Origin of the sequence: Pseudomonas quebecensis (assembly GCF_026410085.1) — a bacterium.
Taxonomy (GTDB): Bacteria; Pseudomonadota; Gammaproteobacteria; order Pseudomonadales; family Pseudomonadaceae; genus Aquipseudomonas; species Aquipseudomonas quebecensis.
Genome location: NZ_CP112866.1, coordinates 2,428,403 through 2,453,943 on the forward strand (window position 1 = coordinate 2,428,403; position 25,541 = coordinate 2,453,943).

Sequence of the window (25,541 nt, forward strand, 5' to 3'; positions counted from 1 at the left end):
GCCGGCCATCTCTACCGAGTAGACACTAGCGCCGGAGATTTGTCATGACTACCGATATACAGCAGGTCAACGAGATGGAAGCGTGGCATGCACTGCTGAACGATTCGGAATTTGAAGCCGGCTCACCAGAATATCGTTATGAAACGCGCCTGGCCCTTGCTGACAATATGCTTGAGCGCAGGGTGATTGATTGCGCTGAATGGCGAGAGCTGGTCGAGGAGGCCGTTGCTGGTTATGCGGGCGACGTCGGCTGAGTGCCAGCTGTGTTGACGAAGCCGTTGCCTGCGCAGGTGCTGCAATTCTCACGTTGTCCGAAACGGTCCAGGCAGGCACCGCACTTGGTGAACTGGGCAGAGAGGAGTAGGGGGCGGGCCTTTCGATAGCTCTCAAAATCGCGGCTTTCCAAGGCGACCTGTGCGCAATCTACCAGCGCACGATAGGTATCGGCATCGCAGATGATTGGGTAGACCTTCCCATAGATAAACTGCGCGGTCTGTACCAAATCGTACAGCTCACCAGATGGCGCGGTAAGCACCAGCCCATTTATCGCCCAAGCCTGGTTGTCGCTCCGAAACACCAAACGCAAGGCAGTCTTATCGCGAAATACCTTTCCATCAAACCCATCAGCACCTGGACCGATGGATGAGTAATAGGTGTTGCTTCGGATGTACCCGACGCACTCCGATGTCGCTCGTCGAATGACGTCATAGTAGCCGCCATACGTGTACCCCGCAGGTGTGGTGACCAGCTCTTCAACCGCATGCCAATAAGCCGCGTCGGCCAGCTCATCCATCTCAAATTGCTCCATCTCATCAATGACCCCAGCCTCCAACATGTCACGAGTCTCCCACCGGCACATCATTCGATAAGCCTCGGGGTTATCCATCCGGGACGCGTTGTCGTCGAGGATTCTTCGCCATTTGGCGAGCCATTCCTTTTTGAGTTCTGGAGGAAGCATGTGAGTGACTGCTTATTTTTACTGTATGTGCATACAGTAATCGAGGATTGCCATCGATGCGATTTGAGGCGACGAGCTGTAGGGGGGGGCTGAAGGAGAGCCGGGGCATCGACATGCCACAAATGGGCTAGTGACGTGCTACAGGCCGTGGGTCCCTGGGCCTACACCTGCCTCCCCCACCTCGAACTGCGGGCTAAATAGGGCATTTTTTCTGCACTTCTGCGGCCCACTTGCGGTAGCATTCCGCGCAGAAGCGCATTGTTGGTATGGCTTACTGCAAATCAAAAAATGCTATTTTTAAAAATTACGAGCTAAATAAGGTCCTGTCCTTTAAGTCGCGCGAGGCCTTGTTTGATGTGCCCTGAGTTTTCGCCGATCGTGAAAAGCGCACCCCTTAAGTTCTCGACCGCAACTGAGGCACCTTGCTGTTCAGCCCAAAATGCGAGTTCCATTATTGCCGCTTCCAACGCCAGCTGGTTTTCGTAAAACCTTTCGATCAAATCTGCCAATGAGTATTCGCTTGCCATGGCAGCCTCCTTATTTGAAAACAATGCAGCATAGCTGCATTTTCAGATGGTGATCACCGAACTTAAAACTAATTGAAAAGATTGCGTTACTAATTTGCGACGTCGTATACCATCTTTGTTTTCTTTCCTGCGCTGTTTTCATTATTTTTTTATTTCCATAATGAGGCCGGCTCGTGTGTAAATTTGTGAGTATTTGTATGAATGGCGACCATTAAAAATGAAGGCTTTGATTATATCGATTTCAACTCCTATTTCCTTGAGGACGACAGCGTGATATAAAAATTCCAATGCGCCTGATTTTTCATTCAAAGCTTGAATCATATCCTCGTATATAGGAAATGTTCTTTGCCCGCCAAAGTGTGACAGATCATTGCGCAGATCTGCACAAGTTTTACAAAAGGCTTCAAGGGATTTTGTTTCGAAGTTTATTTCAAGAGAGTTTATTGTTTCTTTGAGTCTCTGTTGTAATGAAGGTTCGTGCGCATTTTGAAGTCTTTCCTTTAACCATTTGCGATCTTTGGTTTTTATAATATTGGATATGATTCTATCGATCTTTTCTTTGAACTCGACAGACTGTAAAGCATCCGGGTTTTTTAAACGATGAAGTACTTCCAAACCCCAAATAAAATTTGCGAATTTATGCTCAAGATGCAATGAGCTACTTTTAAGGGTTCCTGTAAAAAGCTGGAGTCCGGAGCCTAGCCTGCTTTGCGCGTCGTCCCAAGACTGTAATAAAGAACCAAAGGTTTCTGATACCTGCGGGAAGTCAACCCAACATTCATGAAGTTTGGGAGGAGGGGATGAATTTCTAGTTGAGCCAAAGAAATATTGATATCTACTTCGGGATTTGCCTCGTCCAATATGTATCCATGGCCATTCGAGAGACCTGCTGCTGCCCGAGAGTAAGGTTAGCAAGTCGGATATTAACGAAACCTTGTCTTGTAAGTCATCAATACTGATATCTTTATTAAATAAATAGTCTAGTTCGGCATGTTCTTCTATGGTAAGAGTTCGCAGGCGTTTTGCGCTGAATGTGTCGCCCTGTAAGAAAAAATTAATCTTTACCTTTGCATTTTTTAAGTCATAAGAATGCGCCTTTATTAGATTGGCTTTCGCAGTGATGCCAACCTTGGTTCGTGTCGAGCTTATATTGCCAAGTCTTAGCCAGTCTTCAAAGCCTTTTAAATTAACAGAAAAACCGCTGGCGGAAAGATTTTGTTTGTATTCGATTCGATTTCTTCCTACCAGCGCTCTCCAAGCTCTGAAATTTTGATGCGAAATGCCGCTGGCGGAAGAACGTCCACCATCATGTTCAATATCTAATAACAGTACACTGTTATTGCTTGCCTTTAAGATTCCCTGTATGGCTTTTCCATTCGGCGGGGAGGGCGCAAGCAGGGTGGCGAGCTGGTGATCGTCTTCATCTAAAAAACCAAGAAGTTCAAGAGTCACTATTCCGTTATCGGAAATTTCTAAATAGCCCGGTACAGCTTTCTCCGGCGCAAAATGTTCATCTGGAACCTTCTCCGTACTCCACCAAAAATAACCGTGCTCCTGAACAACAGCCATGGTCGCTCCTTTCTATGTCGTTTCATCTTGATGGAAATCAATCATAGTAGTTGAAATGCTTGGATTCGCCACAGCTAGCAAGATAGCCGTGGCGGCTTCGGGACGAAGTTAGGACTGGGCGATACGAGCCTGGTGTGGGGACCATTACCGCGCTCTAGCCCTCGTGCCATATGGCATTAGGATTTAAGCGTTCCTATCTATCATCGGACGAATCGTTTCTGAGAAGCATTGAGCGCCGAGCGTGGGGCAAAAATGGGGCAATCTGTATGCCCATCTATGCCATTCAATGCCAATTATGCGTTTATGCAACACGGTGCAATCTCGCGTTGCACCCAGCAAGTACGGGTCCATCGCCCAAATCCCCCCACATACTCCTACACAATCGGGGTGTGGCTAAAACAACCAGTTCTGAGCGAGCCTCGGCAGCGATCGGGGTTAATTGAGCTTGACAATACTTTTTAGATCTTTTAGCGTGTCAAACAGCCGGACTGGTCTCGTTCGGCGCTGCTGGCCTTGCGCGAATTCTTAGGATACGAGACCAACCTGCTTTAGTCGCGACAACCATTCTTTTGATACGAAACTTGACCCTAGTCAGGTGCACCACGGCCCGCCAGCTGCTGTATGAACTTTGTGCCCCTGTATGAGGTGTTTATATGGTTCGTATTCCCGTTACATTGGCCGATTTCGTTAATGGCCGCATCAAGAGCTCTGTTTCCAAGCTTCGTAAGCATCATCCCGATCAGCCTTTTAAACCGAAGCTGTCATTGGTGCAGCAAACCTTTGCTCAAATTTTGGGGTATGGTGGATTCGAAGATTTGCGGTCGCAGGCCGAACAAAATGGACCTATATATTCCGGCGAATCGCTGGCAATAGAGCAATTCATTGCGCCCATTTCACGGCGTATATCGCGTCACTGGAACGTGTCAGCCGAAAAAGCGGAGTGCGTTGCGGCCGACCTGGGCCTTATGCATCTTGACGCATTCCGCCCCTCAGCTCGCCCGGTTCAGCAACTGGCTTTGCGAGAAGATAGCGTGAGCCCGCCAGGGCACTCGCCAAACATTGGCGTAGCGACCAGGCCATTTTTTGATGCTGTACGCCAGGCTCCAGCGATGCCAGTGGCGCAGATGGCTGCGCTTCAGGAAGCAATGAAACCTACGGCGCATATGGCGCAGATAGGTGCGACTCTGCGAGCAATGAAACCTACGGCGCATATGGCGCAGATAGGTGCGACTCTGCGAGCAATGAAACCTACGGCGCATATGGCGCAGATAGGTGCGACCCTGGAAGCAATGAAACCTACAGCGCATATGGCGCAGATAGGTGCGACCCTGGAAGCAATGAAACCTACAGCGCATATGGCGCAGATAGGTGCGACCCTGGAAGCAATGAAACCTACAGCGCATATGGCGCAGATAGGTGCGACCCTGGAAGCAATGAAACCTACAGCGCATATGGCGCAGATAGGTGCGACCCTGGAAGCAATGAAACCTACAGCGCATATGGCGCAGATAGGTGCGACCCTGGAAGCAATGAAACCTACAGCGCATATGGCGCAGATAGGTGCGACTCTGGAAGCAATGAAAACTACGGCGCATATGGCGCAGATAGGTGCGACTCTGGAAGCAATGAAACCCACGGCGCAGATGGCGCAGATGGCTGCGACCCTGGAAGCAATGAAGCCTACGGCGCAGATGGCGCAGATGGCTGCGACCCTGGAAGCAATGAAGCCTACGGCGCAGATGGCGCAGATGGCTGCGACCCTGGAAGCAATGAAGCCTACGGCGCAGATGGCGCAGATGGCTGCGATCCTGGAAGCAATGAAACCCACGGCGCAGATGGCGCAGATGGCTGCGATCCTGGAAGCAATGAAACCCACGGCGCAGATGGCGCAGATGGCTGCGATCCTGGAAGCAATGAAACCCACGGCGCAGATGGCGCAGATGGCTGCGATCTTGGACGCAATGAAACCCACGGCGCAGATGGCGCAGATGGCTGCGACCCTGGAAGCAATGAAACCCACGGCGCAGATGCTGGCCATTCAGGATGCACTGAAGTCCAGAGCCCCTTAATTACTTTGCATAGGGGGAGAGTGGTCAAAATGATATAGACCATAGGAAGTCAAGGGATCAACCGGAAAGGCCAATGTTTGTTAGCCTTAAGCGGCCTGTGGCGACTACAGAAAAGGTTCGAATCCCTATCCCTCTATGCCGTTAATCGAATGGCTGCTTTTACCAACGAGCACTACGCAAATGGTAAAAAGCAGCCATTTCGCTTATGTCTATGAGGTGTGTCATACCCATATCAGCAAGGCGACAGATAAGACCGAAATGGAAAAAAATATGGGATATAAGAAGAGGTGAGGCTGCGGAGATGTAGGTGACGAAGCACGGAAAATCCATTCCGCAACCGAAATAAAGCCGCCCGATTCTAGAGGGCTCCAGCGGCGTGTATATCTTGGTGATGCGGAATAGATTTTTGTATAACTTATTGATAAATAAATGGAAATTTGTGGATTGCAAATCCGCCTACGCCGGTTCGATTCCGACCTCGGCCTCCACTCTCGAAAGCCCCGCAGCCATTAGGTTGCGGGGCTTTTTTTGTGCCTGCGGATTTTGTCCCGGCCGTTAATTGGGACAATCCTGGGACACTGAGATCATTCAACGGTGGTACTGTCCTCGCGGCGCACTGGAGCCTGGCGAAAACCAGCGCGTGCTCACCCTTATCGTCAGCCGTCGCGGGCGTAAACCCACCGAGTTACGCGTGCCATTCAGCGACATCTTTTCCATGCGGCCCTATGTGCTCGCTGCCTATGACCGAAATGGCTATTTCAGTGTTGTGTTTCAGGGACCGAAGGACTGGGTGTACGAATACCAGTTTGCCGAGGGGACGTCTTTGGAAGAAATGGAGTTTCATGCTGCCTGGTTGCGAGGAATGATCGGCGAGCGGAAGTACGAGCTGCTGAACCTGGACAAATGAACGGCGTTTCAGTGTTTGCAGAGCTCTGCGCAATTGAGCCGGTGTAACGAGAAAGCCTGCTCGGGAGCAGGCTTCTCTGTACTTATTTATTTAAACAACCCACCAATCGCGTTGATCGCGTCCGCCGCCTTGTTTACGTTCTGTTGGCGTTGCGAGCTGGTGTCCACTTGAGCTTGAGTGTTGTAAGTGGCGTTACTGCAGCTTTTATTGGTTTGCGTCAGCGCCGCCTGGAATGCGCTGGCGCGCAAGGTATCGCCCTTGGCGTTGGCGGCGTTGATGTTGGCTTGCAGGTCGCGGATTTGTTGCTGGCAGGAGGCAGCGTTGTTGGTGTTGGCGGTGTTGGTCGTGTTCGCGCCTCCCAGTGCCGTGGACAGCGCGCCGGTCAGGGCCGAGAGATCGGCGGCGTGGACGGGCAGGGTGAACAGGCTGAGCAGGGCGGCGGCGGGTGCAAGTGTGGACAGGCGCATGGCAAACCTCAATGTTTGATTGCCTGCGCGTCAGCAGTCCCGGGCAGGCGCATGGCAATGTCCCTATGGATGAGCGCCCGAGTGGAGCCAAATGGTATGGGCTCGCATTTTGACCATCAACGCGAAGTCCGCAGAACTGTGAACTAATTCACAGTTTTCATTCGGGCGGGCCATCAGTGTCGGAGCGTTTGATGCGCTGCTGTTTCACCTCTGCGGCGTAGCCATTGAGCTTGTCCTGCTGGGCCGCCAGCAAGTCACCTATCTTTTTCAGAATGAGTGCCTGTGTTGCGTCGCTCGCCGCCATGGCCTTGAGTTCCACCACCGACCAGCCGATCATCGCCGCTGCGTCTTCCAGGTCGTAGAACAGTTCCTGCTGGGCTGTTCGGGGGCCATTCAGGTCGTGTATCAATTCCTGCATGCGTGTCTCCGCCGTTGCGCGTCATGCCGTGGGTAAATGCCGGGCAAAGAAAAGCCCGCGATGGGGGGTGCGGGCTAAAAGGGGTGTTCACTAGGAGCTACTGGAGTCACCTTAAGCGTGCATCTGTGAAAGCTTTGTGAAACTGCATGGGAATGTGCGGGAAAAGTGTATGCCTCGATCCGCGCCTGGCTGTACGGGGTGTTCGTCGGGATAAATCACTACTGTCGTAAGCCTTCCACCCTGTTCGGATGCTTTGCGATGGTCATGTCTTCCAGTCTGCTGTCGGCCTTTGTACTGTTTGCCTTTGTCTCTTCGATCACCCCCGGCCCCAACAACACCATGTTGCTGGCCTCGGGGGTGAATTTCGGTTTTCGCCGCTCCATACCTCATGCGCTGGGCATCAGCATCGGTTTTATGCTGCTGGTGATTGCAGTCGGGTTGGGGTTGGGCGAGGTGTTCAAGGTGTTTCCCTGGGCGTATACGTTGCTGCGTTACGTGGGGGCCGCGTATTTGCTGTATCTGGCGTGGAAGATCGCCACGGCGGGCGGCATGACCGACAGCGCTGACGAGCGCGGCAAACCCATGACGTTTCTCGGCGCCGCCGCGTTCCAGTGGGTCAACCCCAAGGCCTGGATCATGGCGTTGGGCGCCATCACCACCTACACGCCCGCCGAAGGCTACGTGACCAATGTGCTGGTCATTGCCTTGGTGTTCGCGGTGGTCAACCTGCCCAGCGTGTGCGTCTGGTTGGGCTGCGGCACCGGGCTGCGCAACCTGTTGCGTGAGCCGCGTTGGGTGCGCCTGTTCAACGGGATAATGGCCGGCTTGCTGGTTTTGTCGCTGTACCCGATGTTCCTGGCCGGCTAGGTGTCAGACCGGTGAGATGGTCGCCAGCAGGCCGATGCCGATGGTCAATACCAGAAAACCGAACAGGAAGAGTGCCATCTTGGTCATAGGACCTCCGAAGGGAAGGGAAGTGGAAACGGTGGCTATTGTCCGCCTGGGTGGTTTTTCGATACAGACGCAGATAACAAAGAAAAAACCGTATCAGATATGGCTGCCACCCCATGGTGGAGGGCGTTGAGTGCCGCCGGAATTTTCCATATCAGTGCTTGAGACAGCCGGGGCATTTGCCCCTAAGATGGCGCCCACGGCATCAACACAATAAGAGTGGGCCAACCCTCGATGGAAAGACGTCAATTCAGCGGTGGCATGAAGGGCAAGAACCTGCGCTACCTCAACGAAACCTCCCAGCACCCGGCGTCGGTCACCCGCGTCGGGTTTCTGTTGCTCGAACATTTCTCCCTGCCCGCATTCACCCAGACTCTCGATACCCTGGTCACCGCCAACCTGCTGCGCCACGAGCTGTTCGCCTCACGCACGTTTGGCTGCGACGACGGCGAGGTCATCAGCGACCTCGGCCTGGTGATTCGACCGGACGCCCGCCTTGACGCCGCTGTGCTGCACGACCTCGACCTGCTGGTGATCTGCGGCGGCTTTCGTACCGAACTCAAGGCCAGTGACGACTTCATCCACCTGCTGCGCAGCGCCGCCGAGATGGGCGTGAGCCTGGCCGGGTTGTGGAACGGCTCTTGGTTTCTCGGCCGCGCCGGGCTGTTGCAGGGCTATCAGTGTGCCATTCACCCGGAGCACCGCCCGGCGCTGGCCGAGGTGTCCAAGGCCGCCAAGGTCACCAGCGAACCCTTTGTGATCGACCGCGACCGCCTCACCGCGTCGAGCCCCTCCGGTGCGTTCCATATGGCGTTGGACTGGATCAAGAGCCTGCACGGCAAGGCGCTGGTCGAAGGCATTGAAGACATCCTGGCGTTTGAAGAGTCGCGTTACCGGCGCATCAAACCGACTGAAAACATCAGCGTCAGCGCGCCGCTGCGCGAAGTGGTCAAGCTGATGGACGCCAACCTCGAAGAACCGCTGGAACTCGACCAGTTGGCAGTCTACGCCGGCCGCTCGCGACGTCAGCTCGAACGCCTGTTCAAGGAGCAATTGGGCACCACGCCGCAGCGCTACTACATGGAACTGCGCGTAACCGAAGCGCGGCGTTTGCTGCAGCACACCGAGCTGTCGCAAGTGGAAGTGCTGGTAGCGTGTGGGTTTGTCTCGCCGAGCCATTTCAGCAAGTGTTACAGCGCCTACTTCGGATACCGCCCCTCGAAAGAGAAACGCCTGATCAAGTAGCATGAGCATCGTCTGGAATTTTCCCGAGGAGTGCCGATGTCGTTAACCCTGAAGGACCGCTACCGTGGCAGCTTGCTGGGCCTGGCCTGCGGCGATGCTGTGGGGACCACCCTGGAGTTCAAGCGCCGGGGCAGTTTTGCGCCGATCACCGATATGGTCGGCGGCGGGCCGTTCAACCTCAAACCGGGGCAGTGGACGGACGATACCTCCATGGCCCTGTGCCTGGCCGAGAGCCTGCTGCACAAAGACGGGTTCGATGCCCGTGACCAGATGGCGCGCTACCTCAATTGGTGGCAGTGGGGCTACCTTAGTTCAACCGGAGACTGTTTCGATATCGGCATGACCGTACGCGAGGCGCTGACGCTGTTCCAGAACACCGGCAACCCTTTCGCCGGCTCAACCGACCCCTATTCGGCCGGCAACGGCTCGATGATGCGCCTGGCGCCTGTGGTGTTGTTTTATTACCCGGACCTGCAAAACGTGCGTACCTTCAGCGCCGACAGTTCCCGCACCACCCACGCCGCCCAGGAAGCGATTGACTGCTGTCTGGTGCTGGCGCAGGCCATCTGTAATGCCCTCGGCGGCGCGTCGAAAGCGAAGGTGCTGCAGTTGGCCGAGGTACCGTTGATGACGCCCAAGGTGAAGGCTATTGCGGCGGGAGAGTACCGTGACAAACCCGGCGCGGAGATTGTCGGCTCGGGCTATTCGGTGGCTTCCCTGGAAGCTGCCTTGTGGTGCTTTCATCACACCGACAGCTATGCCGATGCAGTGCTGGCGGCGGCCAACCTGGGCGATGATGCCGATACCACCGCCGCCATAGTCGGTCAATTGGCCGGCGCCTATTACGGACCCACGGCGATTCCGTCCGAATGGCTGGGAAGGTTATGGATGGCGGATGAAATCCAGGCGATGGCCGACGGATTGTTCAACGCCGCAGGTCACCCGGCCTGACACTCGCCGCTAAAAACGCTCCAGCCGATAAGGCGCCAGGGCCGGCAACCCCGCTGGCATCGGCGTGCCTGCCGCCAGCCCGGCCACCAGCTCCGCCGTCACCGCCGCCTGGGTCAAGCCCAGGTGCTGATGCCCGAACGCCAACAGTACCTTGCCGTCAGCCACCCGATCGATGATCGGCAGCGAGTCGGGCAGCGACGGCCGAAAGCCCATCCACGGGGTCGCACCCTTGACGTCCAATTCCTCACGGAACAGGCCGTGGCTCAACCGTTGCAACTGCCAGGCGCGCTGCATATTGGCGGGGCGTTCAAGCCCGGCGAACTCCACCGTACCGGCCAGCCGCAGGCCGCCGGCCATGGGGGTCATGATAAATTTACGCTCCAGGGAGGTCACGGCGAACGGCAGGCGCTGATGCTCATGGGGCAGCATCAGGTGGTAGCCGCGCTCGGTGTCCAACGGCACCTGTTTGCCGGTCAGCGCCGCCGTCAGGCTGGCCGAATGCGCACCGCAGGCAATCAGCGCCTGACGCGCCAGCAGCGGCGCCTGGTCGGTGAACAGGCAGACGCCTTCGGCATCGACTTGCCCGCTCACCACACGGCGCTGGAGAAACTGCACGCCCGCAGCCTCGGCGGCGCTGACCAGTTCGCCCACCACCTGGAACGGGTCGAGAAAATGCCCGGTGGCCGGGAAAAACAGTCCCCCTAGCAGGCGTTCGCTCAACTGCGGCGCCGCTTCGCGAATCGCCTCGGCAGGCCAGAATTCCACCGGCACGTTTTGTTGCTGCATCCGGTGCTGCAACGCTTGGACATCCGCCCGCGACTCAGCCCGTTCGAACACCAACAGTGAGCCGTCCTGGCGCATCAGCCGCGTCCGCTCCAGGCTGGTCAGCAAGCGCTGCCAGGCGCCCAGGCTATGCTCGTTGAGCGCACGAAGGCCGGCCACCGTGCGCTGGTAAGGCGCCGGGCGCAGGTTGAGCAACAGGCGCGTAAACCAGGGCAGGGCGCGGGGCAGGTAGCGCCAGTCCAGACGCAGCGGGCCCATGGGGTCCAGCAGCATGGCGGGCAAGCGCTTGAGAATCGAGCGGTCGGCAATCGGAAACACCTGCTCGGTCGCCAGGTGCCCGGCGTTGCCATAGGAGGCGCCCATGCCTGGCGCCTGCGGGTCGACGATTACTACCTGGCGGCCCTGACGCGCCAGTTGCAACGCGCAGGCCACGCCGATAATGCCGGCGCCGACCACCACGATATCCGTACGGTTCATCGGCTAGGCCTCTCTCTGCCCGTCGAGCAGCCGCCGCAGCAGCAGCGGGTTGTCATGCCGCAGTGCTGCAGGCAGCAAGGCGTCGGGGAAGTCCTGGTAGCACACCGGCCGCAGGAAGCGCTGGATCGCCGCCGTGCCCACTGAGGTGGTGCGCGAGTCCGACGTGGCCGGGAACGGCCCGCCATGCACCATGGCGTCGCACACTTCCACGCCGGTCGGCCAGCCGTTCACCAGCAGGCGACCGGCCCTGCGCTCCAGCAACGGCAACACTGAGCGGGCGTCAGCCAGGTCGGCTTCGTCCAGATGCAGCGTGGCTGTGAGCTGGCCTTCGAGGTGCTCGCTGACCTGACGCACTTGCGCGCTGTCAGTGCAGGCGATCACCAATGAAGTCGCACCGAACACTTCGGCCTGGAGTGCCGGGTTGGCCAGGAAGGCGTCGGCCTGGGTAACACACAAACGCGCCTGGCCCTGGTTGGGGCCCTGCGCGGCTTTGCCGGTGGCGGCGACCTCGGCATGGTCGGCCAATGCGCTCGCGCCTCGCTGGTAGGCCTGGAAGATTCCAGGGCTGAGCATCGTCTGCGCGGCGCAGTGCTGCAGTGAGTCGCTCGCCACCTGAACAAAGCGCTGCAATGCCGGCCCTTGAATGGCGACTACCAATCCGGGGTTGGTGCAGAACTGCCCGGCGCCCTGGGTCAGTGAGGCAACAAACCCCTGGGCCAGCGCGTCACCGCGCGCCGCCAGTGCCGCTGGAAACAGGTACACCGGGTTGATCGAACTCATTTCCGCATACACAGGAATCGGCTCCGGGCGTGCCTGGGCGGCACGACACAACGCCATACCGCCACTGCGCGAACCGGTAAAGCCCACGGCCTTGATGCGTGAGTCGCCGACCAGCGCAATGCCCAGGTCATAACCGCTGTCGTAGAGCAGCGAAAATACCCCCTCCGGCAGACTGCACGCCGCCACCGCCCTGGCAATGGCGCGGCCCACCAGCTCGCTGGTGCCGGGGTGTGCGTTGTGCGCCTTGACGATCACCGGGCAACCGGCGGCGAGCGCTGAGGCGGTATCGCCGCCGGCCACGGAAAAGGCCAGGGGGAAATTACTCGCGCCGAACACGGCCACCGGGCCCAGTGCGATGTGGCGCTGACGCAGGTCCGGGCGCGGCAAGGGCTCGCGTTCGGGCTGGGCGCTGTCGACCCGCACATCCAGCCACTCGCCGGCACGCACGGTGCGCGCGAAGGTACGCAACTGGGCGCAGGTGCGGCCGCGCTCACCTTGAAGACGCGGGCGTGGCAGGCCGGTTTCGGCAGCGGCGCGCTCGATCAACACGTCGCCCAAGGCTTCGATTTGCTCGGCGATGGCTTCAAGAAATGCCGCGCGAGCCATCAGCGACGTTTCTCGATAGGTATCGAACGCTGCCCACGCCAAGGCGCAGGCCTGCTCGACATGCGCAGCATCGCCGCCCGCGTAGGCTGGCTCCAGCGGCGTGTCGGTGGCGGGGTTGATGGCGCGGAATGCGGTGCCGCTGCCGCGCAGAGGATGCTGACCGATCAGCATCTGGCCCGTCAAAGTCATAGGATCGTCCTGGAAAATAGGAAGGGCCGCCGTGCCGATCACGGCGGCGCGTGCGCACTCAGGCGCGGTTCTGCTCGGCCGACCAGTTGGCGTACCACTGGCGGAACAGTGCGAACTGCTGCTCGGCGTAACGCCGCTGAGCCTCGCTGAGCACGTCGGTCTCATTGAAGTGCAGGTCGTAGCCCTTGTCGCCGTTGAGCACCATCAGGTGCTTGTAATACAGCACCAGGTCGCAGCCCTCATCAAACGACGACAACACCGCCAGGGCGCTTTCCAGTTCGCGGGCCAGGCGCCGGGCCTTGGCATCGCCCTTGGCCGCCTGTTTGCTCAGCGCCACCAGGTGCAGCACTTCTCGTGGCAGCGCGTTGCCGATGCCGGTGATGGCGCCGGTGGCGTTACAGTTGACGAAGCCGTGCACCACCTGGGTGTCCACGCCCACCATCAGGGTCACACGGTCGTCCTGGGAAGTGATGTGTTCGGCGGCATAGCGCAGGTCTGCGCCACCGCCGAATTCCTTGAAGCCGATCAGGTTCGGGTGTTCGCGGCGCAGTTCGAAGAACAGCTCGGCGCGGGTGGCGAAGCCGTAGTAAGGGCTGTTATAGATCACGGCCGGCAACTCGGGCGCAGCCTTGAGGATTGCCGAGAAGTGCGCCTTCTGTGCGGTGGCGGATGCGCCACGCGATAACACGCGGGGAATCACCATCAGGCCGTGGGCGCCGACGTGGGCGGCGTGGGCGGCGTGAGCCACCGCTTCGCGGCTATTGACCGCACCCGTACCGACAATGGTCGGCACTCCAGCCGCCACTAGCCGCGCCACGCCTTCCTGGCGCTGGGCTTCGGTGAGCAACGGCCAGTCGCCCATGGAGCCGCAGTACACCACTGCGCTCATGCCGGCTTCGATCAGTTCGCGGCCTTTAGCGACCAGTGCGTCGAAGTCAGGTTGGCGCTGGGCGGTGCACGGGGTCATCAGGGCAGGGATGCAGCCGGTAAAAATGTTGTCGCTCATGGTTGTACTCCTTCAAGTCAAATGGGGGGCTCAAATGCCCCAGGCGAAAGGGTCTTGCTCGTCGATCAGCAGCACGCTGTCGGCGGTCATATAGGCGCGACCGGTGATAAAGGGGATGACGCGCTCGCCCTCCCACTCGTACTGGCCATTGAATTGGCTGCCGGTGATGCTGGCCTGGGTCCACACCTGGCCGGGCCTGAGTGTTCCATCGGCGGCCAGGCAAGCGAGTTTGGCGCTGGTGCCGGTGCCGCAGGGCGAGCGGTCGTAGGCCTTGCCGGGGCACATCACGAAGTTGCGACTGTCGGCGTGGGCGTCGTCGGCGAACAGCTCGACATGGTCGATCAATGCGCCGTCGGCACCGTGGATACCCTGGTTTTCCAGGGCCTTGAGCATCGCCCAGGTGTACTCGGTGAGAGCGTCGACGTTATCCATCTCCAAGGCCTTGCCATGTTCGCTGACCAGGAAAAACCAATTGCCACCCCAGGCGATATCGCCCTTGACCACGCCGTGGCCCGGCACGTCCACCGGCACCTGTTGGCGAAAGCGATAAGCCGGCACATTGCGCAGGGTCACCGCGCCGTCTTCGTGCAATGTCGCCGCTACCGGGCCTACCGGCGTGTCGATGGTGTGCACCCCCGGTGCGATACGCCCCAGGTGGTGCAGCGAGTTGACCAGGCCGATGGTGCCGTGGCCGCACATGCCCAGGTAGCCGGCGTTGTTGAAGAAGATCACGCCGCAGGTGGCGCCTGGCGTAACCGGCTCGCAATACAGCGCGCCGACCAGTACATCGTTACCACGCGGCTCCAGCAGGCAGGCGCGGCGCCATTGGTCATGCTCGCTGCGTAAGCACTCCAGCTGCGCGGCGATACCGGCGCCGGTCAGCGACGGGAAGCCGCTGAGTACCAGGCGCGTAGGTTCGCCGCCGGTGTGGGAGTCGATCACATGCAATCGTTTCATCAGTCGCTCCAATCAGTGCGTGGCCGGGGCCATTTCGGGTCGGCCTTGGTGCTCGTCGATCGTTTCGCTTTCGTCGGCTTCTTGTTCCAGCCGCACCCGGTGCGCCGGCACGCCGGTGGCGGCGCCCCAGTAATAGATACCCAGCGCGCACGCCGCGACCACCAGCGTATCGAGCGGGTGACCGATGGCGCCGATGCCGCCGAAGGTGCCGAGTTTGGAGAGCAGGATCATCACCGCGTAGAAACCGATCAGCCACGCTGACGAACGCACTTGTTGCGCCAGATTGAGGTGCGCGGTCGGCACCCAGCGCGCGCAGAGCAGGTAGATCGCAAACATCAGGATTTGCAGGCCGAGCAGCCACGACACGGTGCTCCAGCCCGACCAGTACACGATCAGCGCGGCGATGATGAACGACACCGGGCCGAGCAAAGCCATGCCCTTGACCCGGAACGGCCGGGCCATTTGCGGTGCGTTGCGGCGCAGTGCGGCGACGGTCACCGGGGCCACGGCGTAGCTGAGGATCAGCGCGGCCGACACCACATTGATCAGCGCCTCCCAGGACGGAAACGGCAAGGTCCAGAACACCGACAGGCCAAAGGTCAGCCACAGCGCCGGGCGCGGGATGCCGGATTTTTCATCGATACGCGTGAAAATCCTGAAGAACGTGCCGGTCTGCGCCCAGCCATACACCACGCGCGGCGTGGCGTTCATGTAGATATTGCCGCAGCCGCTGGGGGAGATCACCGCATCGGCCACCACCAGGTACGCCAGCCAACCCACGCCCAAGGCCAGGGCAATGTCGCGATAGGGCAACGCCAGTTGCCGGCTGATCCCGGCCCAGCCATCGGCAAGCATCTCTGTGGGCACGCCGCCCAGGAATGCGGTTTGCAGCAGCACATAGATGGCGGTCGATAACAGCACCGAAAGGATCAAAGCGATCGGGATGGTGCGCTGCGGGTTTTTCACTTCACTGGCCACCGAGATGATCGGCGTGAGGCCCAGGTACGCAAAGATCACCCCGCCGGCCGACACCGCCATCTCGATGCCCGACAGGCCGAATGGCGCAAAACCATGCACCTGGAAATTCGCCGGTTTGAAGAAACTGAACAACACGCCGATCACCAGCAGCGGCACGATGAACTTGAATACGCTCACCAGGTTGTTGGCGATGGCGAAGGTTTTGACGCTGCGGTAGTTGAGCACGAAGAACAGACACAGCAGCGCGAACTGCACCAGCCAGCCCAGGGTGGTGGGGTTGCTGGAGCCGGCCTGGGTCAGTTCCGGAAACCACGCCGCCGCATATTGACGCGACGCGACCACTTCAATCGCGACCAGACTGGAAAATGCGATCAGCGTGATAAACCCCATCAGGTAGCCCAGCAGCGGGCCGTGGGAGTACACCGGGTAGCGCACCACGCCGCCGGCGCGGGGCAGGGCGGCGCCCAGTTCGCAGTAGACGATGCCCAGCAGCAATACGGCGAAACCGCCGATCAACCAGGAAATAATGCCCGCCGGGCCCGCGATCGCGGACACATGGCTGGCTGCGAACAGCCAGCCCGAACCGAAGATGGCCCCCAACCCGATAAAGGTAAGGTCCATCAGTGAGAGCTGTTTCTTGAACTTGCCTTGGCCTGACATAGCGGCGCCTTCTTGTGAGTTATTGGAGAGGCATGCAGGGCTCTACAGTGAACTCACCGGCGCGCCGGGGATTGATGTTTTGCGTCGCCATCGATGACGAAATCGGCATAATTTGCCTGGCTCGACAGTGCGTCGGGCATCGGGCAATCTGCTACGCGTCCAAGGCGCCGCCGGAGAGATGACCATGCTGCACAGTGCATTTGCGAGCCTTTGCCAGGGCGAGGCGGCCAGTCGCCCCGACAGCCTCGAACAATTGGTGAGCGCTGCCGCACAGCTGTTGCCGATGCTCGACGTGATCCCCAACGCCGCGATCTTTATCAAGGATGTTCAGGCGCGCTATGCCCTGGCCAACCGCACGCTGGTGCAGCGCTGCGGCCTCAGGCAGTTGCGACCGCTGCTGGGCAAGACCAGCGCCGAAGTGTTCCCCGCGCAGCTGGGGCCGGGGTATACCGAACAGGATCGACGGGTGCTGGAAGACGGTTTGGTGCTGGAAGACCAGCTGGAGCTGCACCTGTACGGCAGTCGCGAACCGGGCTGGTGCCTGACTCATAAATGGCCGCTGTACAACCGGGCCGGTACGATCATCGGCCTGGCCGGTATTTCGGTTGACCTGCAATCGGCCAGCGAAACCCATCCGGCCTACCAGCGCCTGGCCGCCGTCGATGAGCATATCCGCCGCCACTTCAGCCGACGTGTCACCCTGGGCGAACTGACGCGCATCGCCGGCATCTCCGTGGCCCAGCTGGAGCGCTACTGCAAGCGGGTGTTCAACCTGACGCCGCGCCAGATGATCCAGAAAGTCCGCCTGGAACACGCACACCGCCTGCTGCACAGCGAGCTGCCCATTACTGAGGTGGCCTTGCAGTGCGGCTATACCGACCACAGCGCGTTCACTCGGCAGTTCAAGGCGTCCACCGGGTTTACGCCACGCCAGTATCGACAGGCGACGGGGGGAGGGCCCGCGTTGGCGTGATTGCGATGCAACGAATGGCGCCCGTGCCCCTCATATGCTTACGAGCCACTTTTTACGACGACAGGTATCAAGCTTATGACGGCGGCGGACAACACCCATGTGAACTGGCTGGTAGAACAATCGATGCTGCACGCGGCGCGTCAGCGCGCCAAGCTCTATTCGGGGCAAGGTCGGTTGTGGCAACAGCCCTATGCACAGACCCGGCCGCGCGATGCCTCAGCCCTCTCATCGGTCTGGTTCACCGCATACCCGGCCTCGATCGTCACCCGCGAAGGCGGTACGGTGCTGGAGGCACTGGGGGATGAGAGCCTGTGGCATGCACTGTCGAAAATCGGTATCCAGGGCATCCACAATGGCCCGCTGAAAAAATCCGGAGGCCTGAACGGTACGCAGCACACGCCGACCATCGACGGCAACTTCGACCGCATCAGTTTCGAGATCGACCCGCAATTGGGCACCGAGGCGCAGTTGCAGGCGCTGACGCGCATGGCCGCGGCGCATAACGCGGTGATCATCGATGACGTCATCCCGTCCCACACCGGTAAGGGCGCGGACTTTCGCCTGGCCGAGATGGCTTACGAAGACTACCCCGGCCTCTACCACATGGTGGAAATCCGCGAAGAAGACTGGCCGCTGCTGCCCGAGGTGGCGGCGGGGCGTGATGCGCAGAACCTCAGCCCGTTGCAGGTGGATGCCCTGCGCGACAAGCACTACATCGTCGGCCAGTTACAACGGGTGATCTTCTTTGAGCCCGGCGTCAAGGAAACCGACTGGAGCGCCACGCCGGTGGTGGTGGGCGTCGACGGCAAGCCACGCCGCTGGGTGTACCTGCATTACTTCAAGGAAGGCCAACCGTCGCTCAACTGGCTGGACCCATCGTTTGCCGCGCAGCAGATGATCATCGGCGATGCGTTGCACGCTATCGACGTGATGGGCGCCAAGATCCTGCGCCTGGACGCCAACGGTTTTCTCGGTGTGGAGCGCAAGCTTGAGGGCGGCGCGTGGTCCGAGAGCCACCCGCTGTCGATTACCGGTAACCAGCTGATCGGCGGCGCGATTCGCAAGGCCGGCGGCTTCAGCTTCCAGGAGCTGAACCTCACCGTGGATGACATCGCTTCCATGTCCCACGGCGGCGCCGACCTGTCCTATGACTTCATCACTCGGCCGGCTTACCAGCACGCGCTGTTGATGGGCGATGCCGAATTCCTGCGCCTGATGCTGCGGGAAATGCACCGCCAGGGCATCGACCCCGGTTCGTTGATCCACGCGTTGCAGAACCACGATGAATTGACCCTGGAGCTGGTGCACTTCTGGACCCTGCATGCCCACGACAGCTTCCTCTACCAGGGCCAGACCTTCCCCGGCAACATTCTGCGCGAGCACATCCGTGAGCAGATGTACGAGCGCCTGACCGGCGAGCACGCGCCCTACAACCTCAAGTTCGTCACCAACGGCGTGTCCTGCACCACCGTCAGTATCATCACGGCGGCACTGGGCATTCGTGACCTGGAGGCCATCACGGCGGCGGATATTCAGCAGATCCAGCAGATCCACCTGTTGCTGGTGATGTACAACGCGATGCAGCCTGGGGTGTTTGCGTTGTCCGGCTGGGATCTGGTGGGCGCGCTGCCGCTGGCGGCCGATGAGGTTGCGCACCTGATGCAGGACGGCGATACCCGCTGGATTCATCGCGGCGCTTACGATCTGGTGGAATTGAACCCGGACGCGCAACTGTCCGCAGGCCAGATGCCGCGTTCGAGAAGCTTGTATGGCAGCCTGAACCACCAGTTGCAGGACCCGCAATCGTTCGCCTCGCAACTGCAGAAAATCCTCGCGGTGCGCCGCGCCTATGACATTGCCGCCAGCCGCCAGATCCTGGTGCCGGACGTAGAATACCCTGGCCTCTTGATCATGGTCCACGAACTGCCTGCCGGTAAGGGCACGCAGATCACCGCGCTGAACTTCGGCGCCACGCCCATCACCGAAACCCTGCACCTGCCCAACATCGCACCCGGCCCGGTGGTGGACATCATCAATGAACGGGTCGAAGGCGATCTGACCGAGGACGGCGCGTTTACCATCACCCTGGATGCTTACGAGGGCCTGGCGCTCCGGGTGGTCAGCAGCACGCCGATGTAGGGGAGAGGGGCGGTGCGACGATTCGACTTGCCCCCGATAGCAGTGGGTCAGTCAGCCTATTTGCCACTGACACACCGTCATCGGGGGCAAGCCCCCTCCCACTGTTGATAGTCATCGCCTGGGCTGGATCATCTGAGCCCTTAACTGAATGGCATTAGGGCAAGCCCCTCCCACATTCCCGCTCACCACAAAAAATGCCCAATAGGCCCGCAGGCGCCGGGCCGTTGGGATCTTCCTGACGGCATCAGACCACGAAGCGATTGACCAACTGATTCAGGTTCGCCGCCAGCTTCGACATTTCGCCGCAAGCGCTGGCGGTCTGGCTGGCGCCGGCGGCGCTTTGGGTCGCGAGCTCGCGGATGCTCACCAGGTTACGGTCCACCTCACGCGCCACATGGGACTGTTCTTCCGAGGCGGTGGCGATCAACATGTTGCGTTCGTTGATCTGGATGATTGCCGCCGCAATCTGGTCCAGCGAGCTGCTGGCTTCCTGGGCCACGCCGAGGGATTCGGTGGCCAGTTCCTTGCTGGTGCCCATGGCCTTGACCGCGTCGTCGGATTCGTTCTGGATCGCCGCGATCATCTGCTCGATCTCCTGAGTCGACACCTGGGTACGGTGCGCCAGCGCGCGGACTTCATCGGCAACCACGGCAAAACCGCGGCCTTGCTCACCGGCTCGTGCAGCCTCGATGGCGGCGTTAAGGGCCAGCAGGTTGGTCTGCTCGGCAATTGCGCGGATCACTTCCACCACTTTGCTGATGCCTTGGGCGCGGTTCGACAGGCCCTGAATCTGCTCGCTGGTGTTGTCCACGTTGCCGGAGAGTTTCTCGATGGAGCGCAGCGTCTGCGTGACGCGCTGCAGGCCGACTTCGGTAAAGCCCTGGCTGCGCTTGGATTCCTGGGCGGCGGATTCGGCGTTGCGCGCCACTTCATCCACCGCCGCGCTCATTTCGGTGACCGCCGTGGCGGCCTGGTTCACTTCATCGTTCTGCGACACCAGGCCGCGACTGGACTGTTCGGTGACGGCGGTCATCTCTTCGGAAGCCGAGGCCAACTGAGCGGACGAATCGGAAATCTGCAGGATGGTGTTGCGCAGGTTGGTCTGCATCTGCGACAACGCTTTCAACAGCCGGCCCGCTTCGTCCGTACCGTGCACGCTGACCTCCTTGGACAGGTCGCTGTTGGCGATACGCTCGGCCACCGACAGCGCATCGCCAATGGGCGAGGTGATGCTGCGGGTCAGCAGGAACGCGAGGCCGGCGGTCATCGCCATCACCAGCACGATCAGCGCAATCACCAGCCAGGTGCCGGTGGTGAAGGTGTCCGTGGCGGCTTGCCCGGCTTTCGCTGCACCCTCGTTGTTGTAGTCGGTGAGGGCCTTGATCTCGCCTTCCATGGCGTTGGTCAGTGGGCGAATACCATTGGCGACCAATTGGACGATGGCGCCCGTGTCACCTTGCTTGAGCAACGGTTCAAGGGCGTCCAGCTGTTTGGAGTAAGCGTCAGCCGAGGCCTTGGCGGTTTGAAAGAGCGTCCGTTCCTGATCGCCGGAAATAAGCGGTTCATAGCCGGAGAACGCATCGGCGAAGGCCTTACGGTAGCCGGGGAAGTCAGCCACGGTTTTCTGGATTGTCTGAGGGTCGGCCACGGCTCGCTGGGTTTCCAGACGCAGGCGCAGCACTGTGGCGTTCATCATCGCGGTTTGCCGGATGCTCGCCATCCAATTGAGCTCCACATCCTTCTCTGCGTCGCGCAACTTGCCCATCTGCAGAATGGCGATCACGCCAAGTACCAGGACCAGGACGATGATCGCGGAAAAAAACAGCGCGGCACGGGGAGCGAGATTCAGGTTTCTCAGGCGCATGGGGCGTACTCATAGGGATGGAAAGCAGGCAGGTCATAAACCGTATCGGCCACGCGATACAAAGTTGAAGGCAAGGAGACGATCGGTAGAAGGGGGAGTGTAGTCGGGAAATCGAGCGATCAACCCACCACCGGCGCGCGATCCCAGGTGGCGGGTGCAGGTATCGCCGTCACGTTCTATGATGGCGTCAGCCGCCGCACCAGGACACGGCACCATGAACCACATTGAGCATTTCACACGCTTGGCGACGTACAACCAGTGGAACCTTGCTGGCCCAGGCCGGGCAGGATGTCGGCGACACCGATCTGTTGGCACTGATCGACTGAACCCAGTGCGCAAATAGACCCGCCTCTCCATCGTTTCTCCATAAAACCTCCCATGAAAGCGCATGCTCGTGGTGCACAGTAGCCTTCGTCGCCCTTGCTAATTAGCCATACTGCGACGACCGAACAGCACCCCCGAGCCGACCATGACTGAAGCACACCTGATTTCGACGCCACCTGGGTTCGCCGATAAACCCCAGGCCCTGATATTGATCGCCGAAGACGAACCCGAAATCGCCGATATCCTGACGGCCTACCTCAAGCGCAGCGGCTTTCAGACCGTGCATGCGCTGGATGGGCGGCGTGCGCTTGAACTGCATCAATCCCTCAAGCCCGACCTGGTGCTGCTGGACGTGCTGATGCCGAAACTCGATGGCTGGATGGTACTGGCCGAGATCCGTCACCGTGGCAATACCCCGGTGATCATGCTGACCGCCCAGGACCAGGACATGGACAAGCTGATGGGGCTGCGCATCGGTGCCGACGACTACATCGTCAAACCATTCAACCCGGCCGAAGTGGTCGCCAGGACCCAGGCGGTCCTGCGCCGTTCCCGCGACCAGGGCTACGGCAGCGGGCAAAGCGTACTGCGCGTGGATGCCTTTGAAATCGATGTCGACAGCCATGAGGTCAGCGTGCGGATCGGCACCCAAAATCACGCGCTGAGCCTGACAGCGACAGAATTCCGGTTGCTGGCGCAGTTGGCCAAAGCGCCCAGGCGCGTGTTCAGTCGTGCCGAGTTGCTCGCTTCGTGTTCGCCCGAGAGCGATAGTCTGGAACGTACGGTCGACAGCCATATCAGCAAACTGCGGCGCAAAATCGAAGACCTGGGCCTGCAAGGCGTTCCGGCGAGCATTCGTGGTGTGGGTTACCGCTTCGGGAGCCATGCATGAGAATCGCCAACAGCTTGAGCCGGCAGATCATTCTGTCGATGTCCGCCGTGGTGCTCTGTGTGATTGCCCTGGCGGTCGTCGGCTCCTATGTGTTTTACGCGCTGCTGTGGACGTTCTGGCCACCCACCGACATTGATGTGGATGAGTGGCTGCCCACTGGCGTGGAATGGGCCTGGATGGCATTGATCACGGCGATTGGCCTGGCCGTGGGTGCGGTGGTAGCGATCAAATTGTCCCGGCGCATTCTGATGCCCCTGAACTCGGTGGCGGCCAGCCTTCGCCGCCTCGCCGATGGCGACCTGGACGCCCGCGCGACGGCGTCCGACCGCTCATTGGCCGAGGCCACCTTGCTGGTGGATGACTTCAACAGCATGGCCGCACGGCTCAAGCGCATGGCGCAGGAACAGTCGTTCTGGAACGCCGCGATTGCCCATGAACTGCGCACCCCGTTGACCATCCTGCGTGGCCGTCTGCAAGGGTTGGCCGAAGGTGTCTTCCCCCCGGACCAAGCGCAGTTCTACAGCCTGCTCGGCCAAGTGGAAGGCTTGACGCGGCTGATCGAAGACCTGCGGGTCGTAGGCCTGGCCGACAACGGCTACCTCGACGTGCAGATCCAACGGGCCGACCTGGCCGATGAGATCGAAGCAGACGCTCGCCTGTTCGAACCGGGCCTGCAAGCCTGCGGATTCACCCTGCACATGGAGTTGCTCAGGCAACCGGTGCACTGCGACCCGGCCCGTATTCGCCAGGCGTTGCTGGCCATGCTCGACAACCTCAAGCGGCATGCGAACCCGGGCATCGTCACGGTGCGCCTGAGCAGTCAGGACGGCATCAATACCTTGAGCGTCGCGGATGAGGGCCCAGGCATTGATGAAACATTCGCCGCGCATATCTTTGAGCCGTTCCAGCGCGGGGAAAGTTCACGCTCCCGTGCCCAGGGCGGCAGCGGCCTGGGGCTGGCTGTGGTGCGCGCGATTGCCCTGGCCCATGAAGGCCGCGTGACCTGCCGCAACCTGACGCAGGGCGGCAGCCTGTTCGAACTGACGTGGCCAGAGCAACTGGTCGCTATCTGAAACCCAACCGCTTCAGGTGCAGGCATGCGCTTCTCCGTTTTCGGATTCAAGGGCGTTCAACGCTATCGCCACTTCGCCTTGCTGGACACACAAGGGCGCTGTATCGCTTTGAAGAGCTGCGAAGGGATGCCGCGCAATGGCGATTGGGTGCAAGTCAACGCCATCAATCCGGCCTGGCTGAACCGTGCGCTGCCTGCGCGGGCGCTGGCCGAGCCCGCGACATCACCTTTGTAAGTCACGTACGGACTGCACGCATGTCTACCTCTATTCGCCACCGCAACGCGCTCGACCTGACGCAGTTGGAAGACTCCATAAAGCGCTGCAGCGCCAAACTCAGGAAGCTGCAGCGCTTCTGGATTCCCCTGCAAAAACACGCACCGCGCCTGGTGTTGTCGCTGTGGATCATCGGGGTTGTGGCTTCGCTGTTTACCCAGTGCTACTACCACTGGCTGTTCATGGCGCCGGCCATTTGCGTGTTGATCGTCCTGGAGATGGTGATCGAAGAAGTGCAGACCGACCTGTTATTGATGACCGCCGAGACGCGCTACTTGATTGACCTCGCGCGCGGCCTGTATGCCGGCCAAGCTGCCGGCGCGCCAGCCACGGCGAAAACTCATAGGCCCCGGGCGGCGAGTATCGCCAGATAGATCAGTACCAGGCCGCAGGCAGCGTAACTGACGCGCTGCCAGACCGGTGAAGCATTCTGGCGCAGCAGATTGACTAACGCGGCGGTGAGGAAACACGACAGCACCGAGGCGAGCATGAAACCGGCAAAAAACATCAGCGTCTGGCCATGGCTCGGCGTGGCGCCGACGATGCCCGACAAGGCGCTGCCCAGCGCACCCCAGTACACAATGTTTTTCGGGTTGGCCAACGAGATTGCCGCGCCCACCGCCAGCGCATTCTGCCCGGAGCCGGCAGGGGCATTGTCTGCTGCCGGCAAGCGCCAGGCATCCAGCAGGCTGCGCGCACCGAGCCAGGCCAGGTACAGCGCGCAGACCGCCGTCAATGGCACGCGCACGGCATCGTGCTGCATCAGCAGGGCGATGCCGGTGAGGCCAATGACTGCCCATACCGCATCGCCCACCAGTGAACCTACCTGTACCAGCAGCGCCGGCCTGAAGCCGTGCAGCAAACCTCGGCGCAGGGTCTCGGCCAGCACGGCGCCAGGAGACAGGCAGAACACAAAACCAAATACCAGCGCGGAGAAAAAAATCGTCAACATGCGTGCCCAGCCTCTTCCATGTCTGTCAGGTCGGGCGCGGAGCGAAAAGCCCGGACCGACCGATGTGCCACGCGTTTATAACTGCCCGATGCGTTCCAGTTCAACCTTTAACTCAGCCGGGCACAGGCGTTCGAACGGCAATGCAAAAAACGCCCGGCAGCGACTTTCGATGGTTTCCAGGGTGGCGTTGAAGGCGGCGTCGAGGCGCGCGTCGTCACCTTCGACGTCGGACGGATCCTCCAGGCCCCAATGCGCTTTCATCGCCGGGCCGAAGTACACCGGGCAGGCTTCACCGGCCGCCTTGTCGCACACGGTGATCACCAGGTCCGGCGGGCTGCCTTCGAAGGCGTCGTTACCTTTGCTGTACAACCCCTCGGTGCTGATTCCGGCGGCCTGCAGGGTACTGAGGCTGCGGGGCAGCACCTGGCCCTTGGGAAAGCTGCCGGAGCTGACCGCTTCGAAGCCTTGCGGCGCCAGGTGGTTGAACACCGCTTCGGACAGGATGCTGCGACAGCTGTTGGCGGTACACATGAACAGGACTTTCATCAAATGC

General features: G+C 60.0%; 25 protein-coding genes. 12 read left to right on the top strand and 13 right to left on the bottom strand.

What is annotated here, in order from left to right:
- Positions 1-44: 44 nt before the first annotated feature.
- Positions 45-254 (top strand): hypothetical protein, encoded by a 210-nt coding sequence (locus tag OSC50_RS11315; RefSeq protein WP_253511327.1) that lies wholly within the window; start codon positions 45-47, stop codon positions 252-254.
- Here OSC50_RS11315 and OSC50_RS11320 read toward each other — a convergent pair.
- From OSC50_RS11320 to OSC50_RS11330, 3 genes are all read right to left on the bottom strand, one after another.
- Complete coding sequence (locus tag OSC50_RS11320) at positions 233-958, bottom strand: hypothetical protein (protein WP_266249501.1); 726 nt, start codon at positions 956-958, stop codon at positions 233-235. The two genes, OSC50_RS11315 and OSC50_RS11320, sit on opposite strands and share 22 nt — an antisense overlap.
- A 311-nt stretch (positions 959-1,269) precedes the next feature.
- On the bottom strand, positions 1,270-1,485 hold the full coding sequence (locus OSC50_RS11325) for a hypothetical protein (RefSeq protein WP_266249500.1): 216 nt from the start codon (positions 1,483-1,485) through the stop codon (positions 1,270-1,272).
- Positions 1,486-1,626: 141 nt separating this feature from the next.
- The gene (locus OSC50_RS11330; RefSeq protein ID WP_266249498.1) at positions 1,627-3,054 is read right to left on the bottom strand and encodes an ApeA N-terminal domain 1-containing protein; all 1,428 of its coding nucleotides are present in this window, start codon (positions 3,052-3,054) and stop codon (positions 1,627-1,629) included.
- 653 nt (positions 3,055-3,707) lie between these two features.
- Here OSC50_RS11330 and OSC50_RS11335 point away from each other — a divergent pair.
- Positions 3,708-5,123, top strand: coding sequence for a hypothetical protein (locus OSC50_RS11335; RefSeq protein WP_266249497.1), 1,416 nt, complete (start codon positions 3,708-3,710; stop codon positions 5,121-5,123).
- A gap of 640 nt (positions 5,124-5,763) precedes the next feature.
- The gene (locus tag OSC50_RS11340) at positions 5,764-6,030 is read left to right on the top strand and encodes a hypothetical protein (protein WP_313598459.1); all 267 of its coding nucleotides are present in this window, start codon (positions 5,764-5,766) and stop codon (positions 6,028-6,030) included.
- Positions 6,031-6,116: 86 nt separating this feature from the next.
- On the opposite strand, the gene OSC50_RS11345 is transcribed toward OSC50_RS11340, so the two are convergent.
- Positions 6,117-6,497, bottom strand: a complete 381-nt coding sequence (locus OSC50_RS11345) for a DUF1090 family protein (RefSeq protein ID WP_253507858.1) — start codon at positions 6,495-6,497, stop codon at positions 6,117-6,119.
- A 157-nt stretch (positions 6,498-6,654) separates the two neighbouring features.
- Complete coding sequence (locus OSC50_RS11350; RefSeq protein ID WP_253507856.1) at positions 6,655-6,915, bottom strand: hypothetical protein; 261 nt, start codon at positions 6,913-6,915, stop codon at positions 6,655-6,657.
- Between the two features lie 258 nt (positions 6,916-7,173).
- Between OSC50_RS11350 and OSC50_RS11355 the strand changes: the two genes are divergently transcribed.
- The 3 genes from OSC50_RS11355 to OSC50_RS11365 all read left to right on the top strand — a co-directional run bounded on the left by OSC50_RS11355 (position 7,174) and on the right by OSC50_RS11365 (position 10,062).
- Positions 7,174-7,782: a LysE family translocator gene (locus tag OSC50_RS11355; RefSeq protein ID WP_181077781.1), complete on the top strand. Its 609-nt coding sequence runs from the start codon at positions 7,174-7,176 to the stop codon at positions 7,780-7,782.
- 345 nt (positions 7,783-8,127) lie between these two features.
- Positions 8,128-9,111, top strand: coding sequence for a GlxA family transcriptional regulator (locus OSC50_RS11360; protein WP_266249735.1), 984 nt, complete (start codon positions 8,128-8,130; stop codon positions 9,109-9,111).
- 36 nt (positions 9,112-9,147) lie between these two features.
- Positions 9,148-10,062, top strand: a complete 915-nt coding sequence (locus OSC50_RS11365; RefSeq protein WP_266249494.1) for an ADP-ribosylglycohydrolase family protein — start codon at positions 9,148-9,150, stop codon at positions 10,060-10,062.
- A 9-nt stretch (positions 10,063-10,071) separates the two neighbouring features.
- On the opposite strand, the gene OSC50_RS11370 is transcribed toward OSC50_RS11365, so the two are convergent.
- Genes OSC50_RS11370 through OSC50_RS11390 form a run of 5 tightly spaced genes read right to left on the bottom strand, consistent with a single transcriptional unit; the run spans position 10,072 to position 16,498 of the window.
- Entirely contained in the window at positions 10,072-11,322 is a 1,251-nt protein-coding gene (locus OSC50_RS11370) for an NAD(P)/FAD-dependent oxidoreductase (RefSeq protein WP_266249492.1), read from the bottom strand.
- A gap of 3 nt (positions 11,323-11,325) precedes the next feature.
- Positions 11,326-12,897 carry an aldehyde dehydrogenase (NADP(+)) gene (locus tag OSC50_RS11375; RefSeq protein ID WP_266249491.1) on the bottom strand — a complete coding sequence of 524 codons (1,572 nt, stop codon included), beginning with the start codon at positions 12,895-12,897 and terminating at the stop codon, positions 11,326-11,328.
- Between the two features lie 58 nt (positions 12,898-12,955).
- A complete protein-coding gene (locus tag OSC50_RS11380) occupies positions 12,956-13,903 on the bottom strand; it encodes a dihydrodipicolinate synthase family protein (protein WP_181077774.1) in 948 nt (315 codons plus the stop codon).
- Positions 13,904-13,933: 30 nt separating this feature from the next.
- Positions 13,934-14,860: a 4-hydroxyproline epimerase gene (locus OSC50_RS11385; RefSeq protein WP_253507849.1), complete on the bottom strand. Its 927-nt coding sequence runs from the start codon at positions 14,858-14,860 to the stop codon at positions 13,934-13,936.
- 12 nt (positions 14,861-14,872) lie between these two features.
- The gene (locus tag OSC50_RS11390) at positions 14,873-16,498 is read right to left on the bottom strand and encodes an APC family permease (protein ID WP_266249489.1); all 1,626 of its coding nucleotides are present in this window, start codon (positions 16,496-16,498) and stop codon (positions 14,873-14,875) included.
- Positions 16,499-16,682: 184 nt separating this feature from the next.
- Here OSC50_RS11390 and OSC50_RS11395 point away from each other — a divergent pair, with 184 nt between their 5' ends.
- Both OSC50_RS11395 and treS read left to right on the top strand, forming a co-directional pair.
- The gene (locus OSC50_RS11395) at positions 16,683-17,471 is read left to right on the top strand and encodes an AraC family transcriptional regulator (RefSeq protein ID WP_266249487.1); all 789 of its coding nucleotides are present in this window, start codon (positions 16,683-16,685) and stop codon (positions 17,469-17,471) included.
- A gap of 75 nt (positions 17,472-17,546) precedes the next feature.
- Complete coding sequence (gene treS / locus OSC50_RS11400; protein ID WP_266249486.1) at positions 17,547-19,610, top strand: maltose alpha-D-glucosyltransferase; 2,064 nt, start codon at positions 17,547-17,549, stop codon at positions 19,608-19,610.
- Between the two features lie 244 nt (positions 19,611-19,854).
- On the opposite strand, the gene OSC50_RS11405 is transcribed toward treS, so the two are convergent.
- Entirely contained in the window at positions 19,855-21,411 is a 1,557-nt protein-coding gene (locus OSC50_RS11405; RefSeq protein WP_414704490.1) for a methyl-accepting chemotaxis protein, read from the bottom strand.
- 532 nt (positions 21,412-21,943) lie between these two features.
- On the opposite strand from OSC50_RS11405, the gene OSC50_RS11410 reads away from it, so the two are divergent.
- Genes OSC50_RS11410 through OSC50_RS11425 form a run of 4 tightly spaced genes read left to right on the top strand, consistent with a single transcriptional unit; the run spans position 21,944 to position 24,410 of the window.
- A complete protein-coding gene (locus tag OSC50_RS11410; protein ID WP_181077763.1) occupies positions 21,944-22,690 on the top strand; it encodes a response regulator in 747 nt (248 codons plus the stop codon).
- The gene (locus tag OSC50_RS11415; protein WP_253507842.1) at positions 22,687-23,763 is read left to right on the top strand and encodes an ATP-binding protein; all 1,077 of its coding nucleotides are present in this window, start codon (positions 22,687-22,689) and stop codon (positions 23,761-23,763) included. Before OSC50_RS11410 ends, OSC50_RS11415 begins: the two co-directional genes overlap by 4 nt.
- Before the next feature lie 24 nt (positions 23,764-23,787).
- The gene (locus OSC50_RS11420) at positions 23,788-23,997 is read left to right on the top strand and encodes a hypothetical protein (protein WP_266249482.1); all 210 of its coding nucleotides are present in this window, start codon (positions 23,788-23,790) and stop codon (positions 23,995-23,997) included.
- Between the two features lie 20 nt (positions 23,998-24,017).
- Complete coding sequence (locus OSC50_RS11425; RefSeq protein WP_181077759.1) at positions 24,018-24,410, top strand: hypothetical protein; 393 nt, start codon at positions 24,018-24,020, stop codon at positions 24,408-24,410.
- Here OSC50_RS11425 and OSC50_RS11430 read toward each other — a convergent pair.
- Positions 24,377-24,988: a LysE family transporter gene (locus tag OSC50_RS11430; protein WP_181077757.1), complete on the bottom strand. Its 612-nt coding sequence runs from the start codon at positions 24,986-24,988 to the stop codon at positions 24,377-24,379. The genes OSC50_RS11425 and OSC50_RS11430 overlap by 34 nt on opposite strands.
- Positions 24,989-25,063: 75 nt before the next feature.
- Positions 25,064-25,534: an arsenate reductase ArsC gene (locus tag OSC50_RS11435; RefSeq protein ID WP_253507838.1), complete on the bottom strand. Its 471-nt coding sequence runs from the start codon at positions 25,532-25,534 to the stop codon at positions 25,064-25,066.
- Positions 25,535-25,541: the final 7 nt, after the last annotated feature.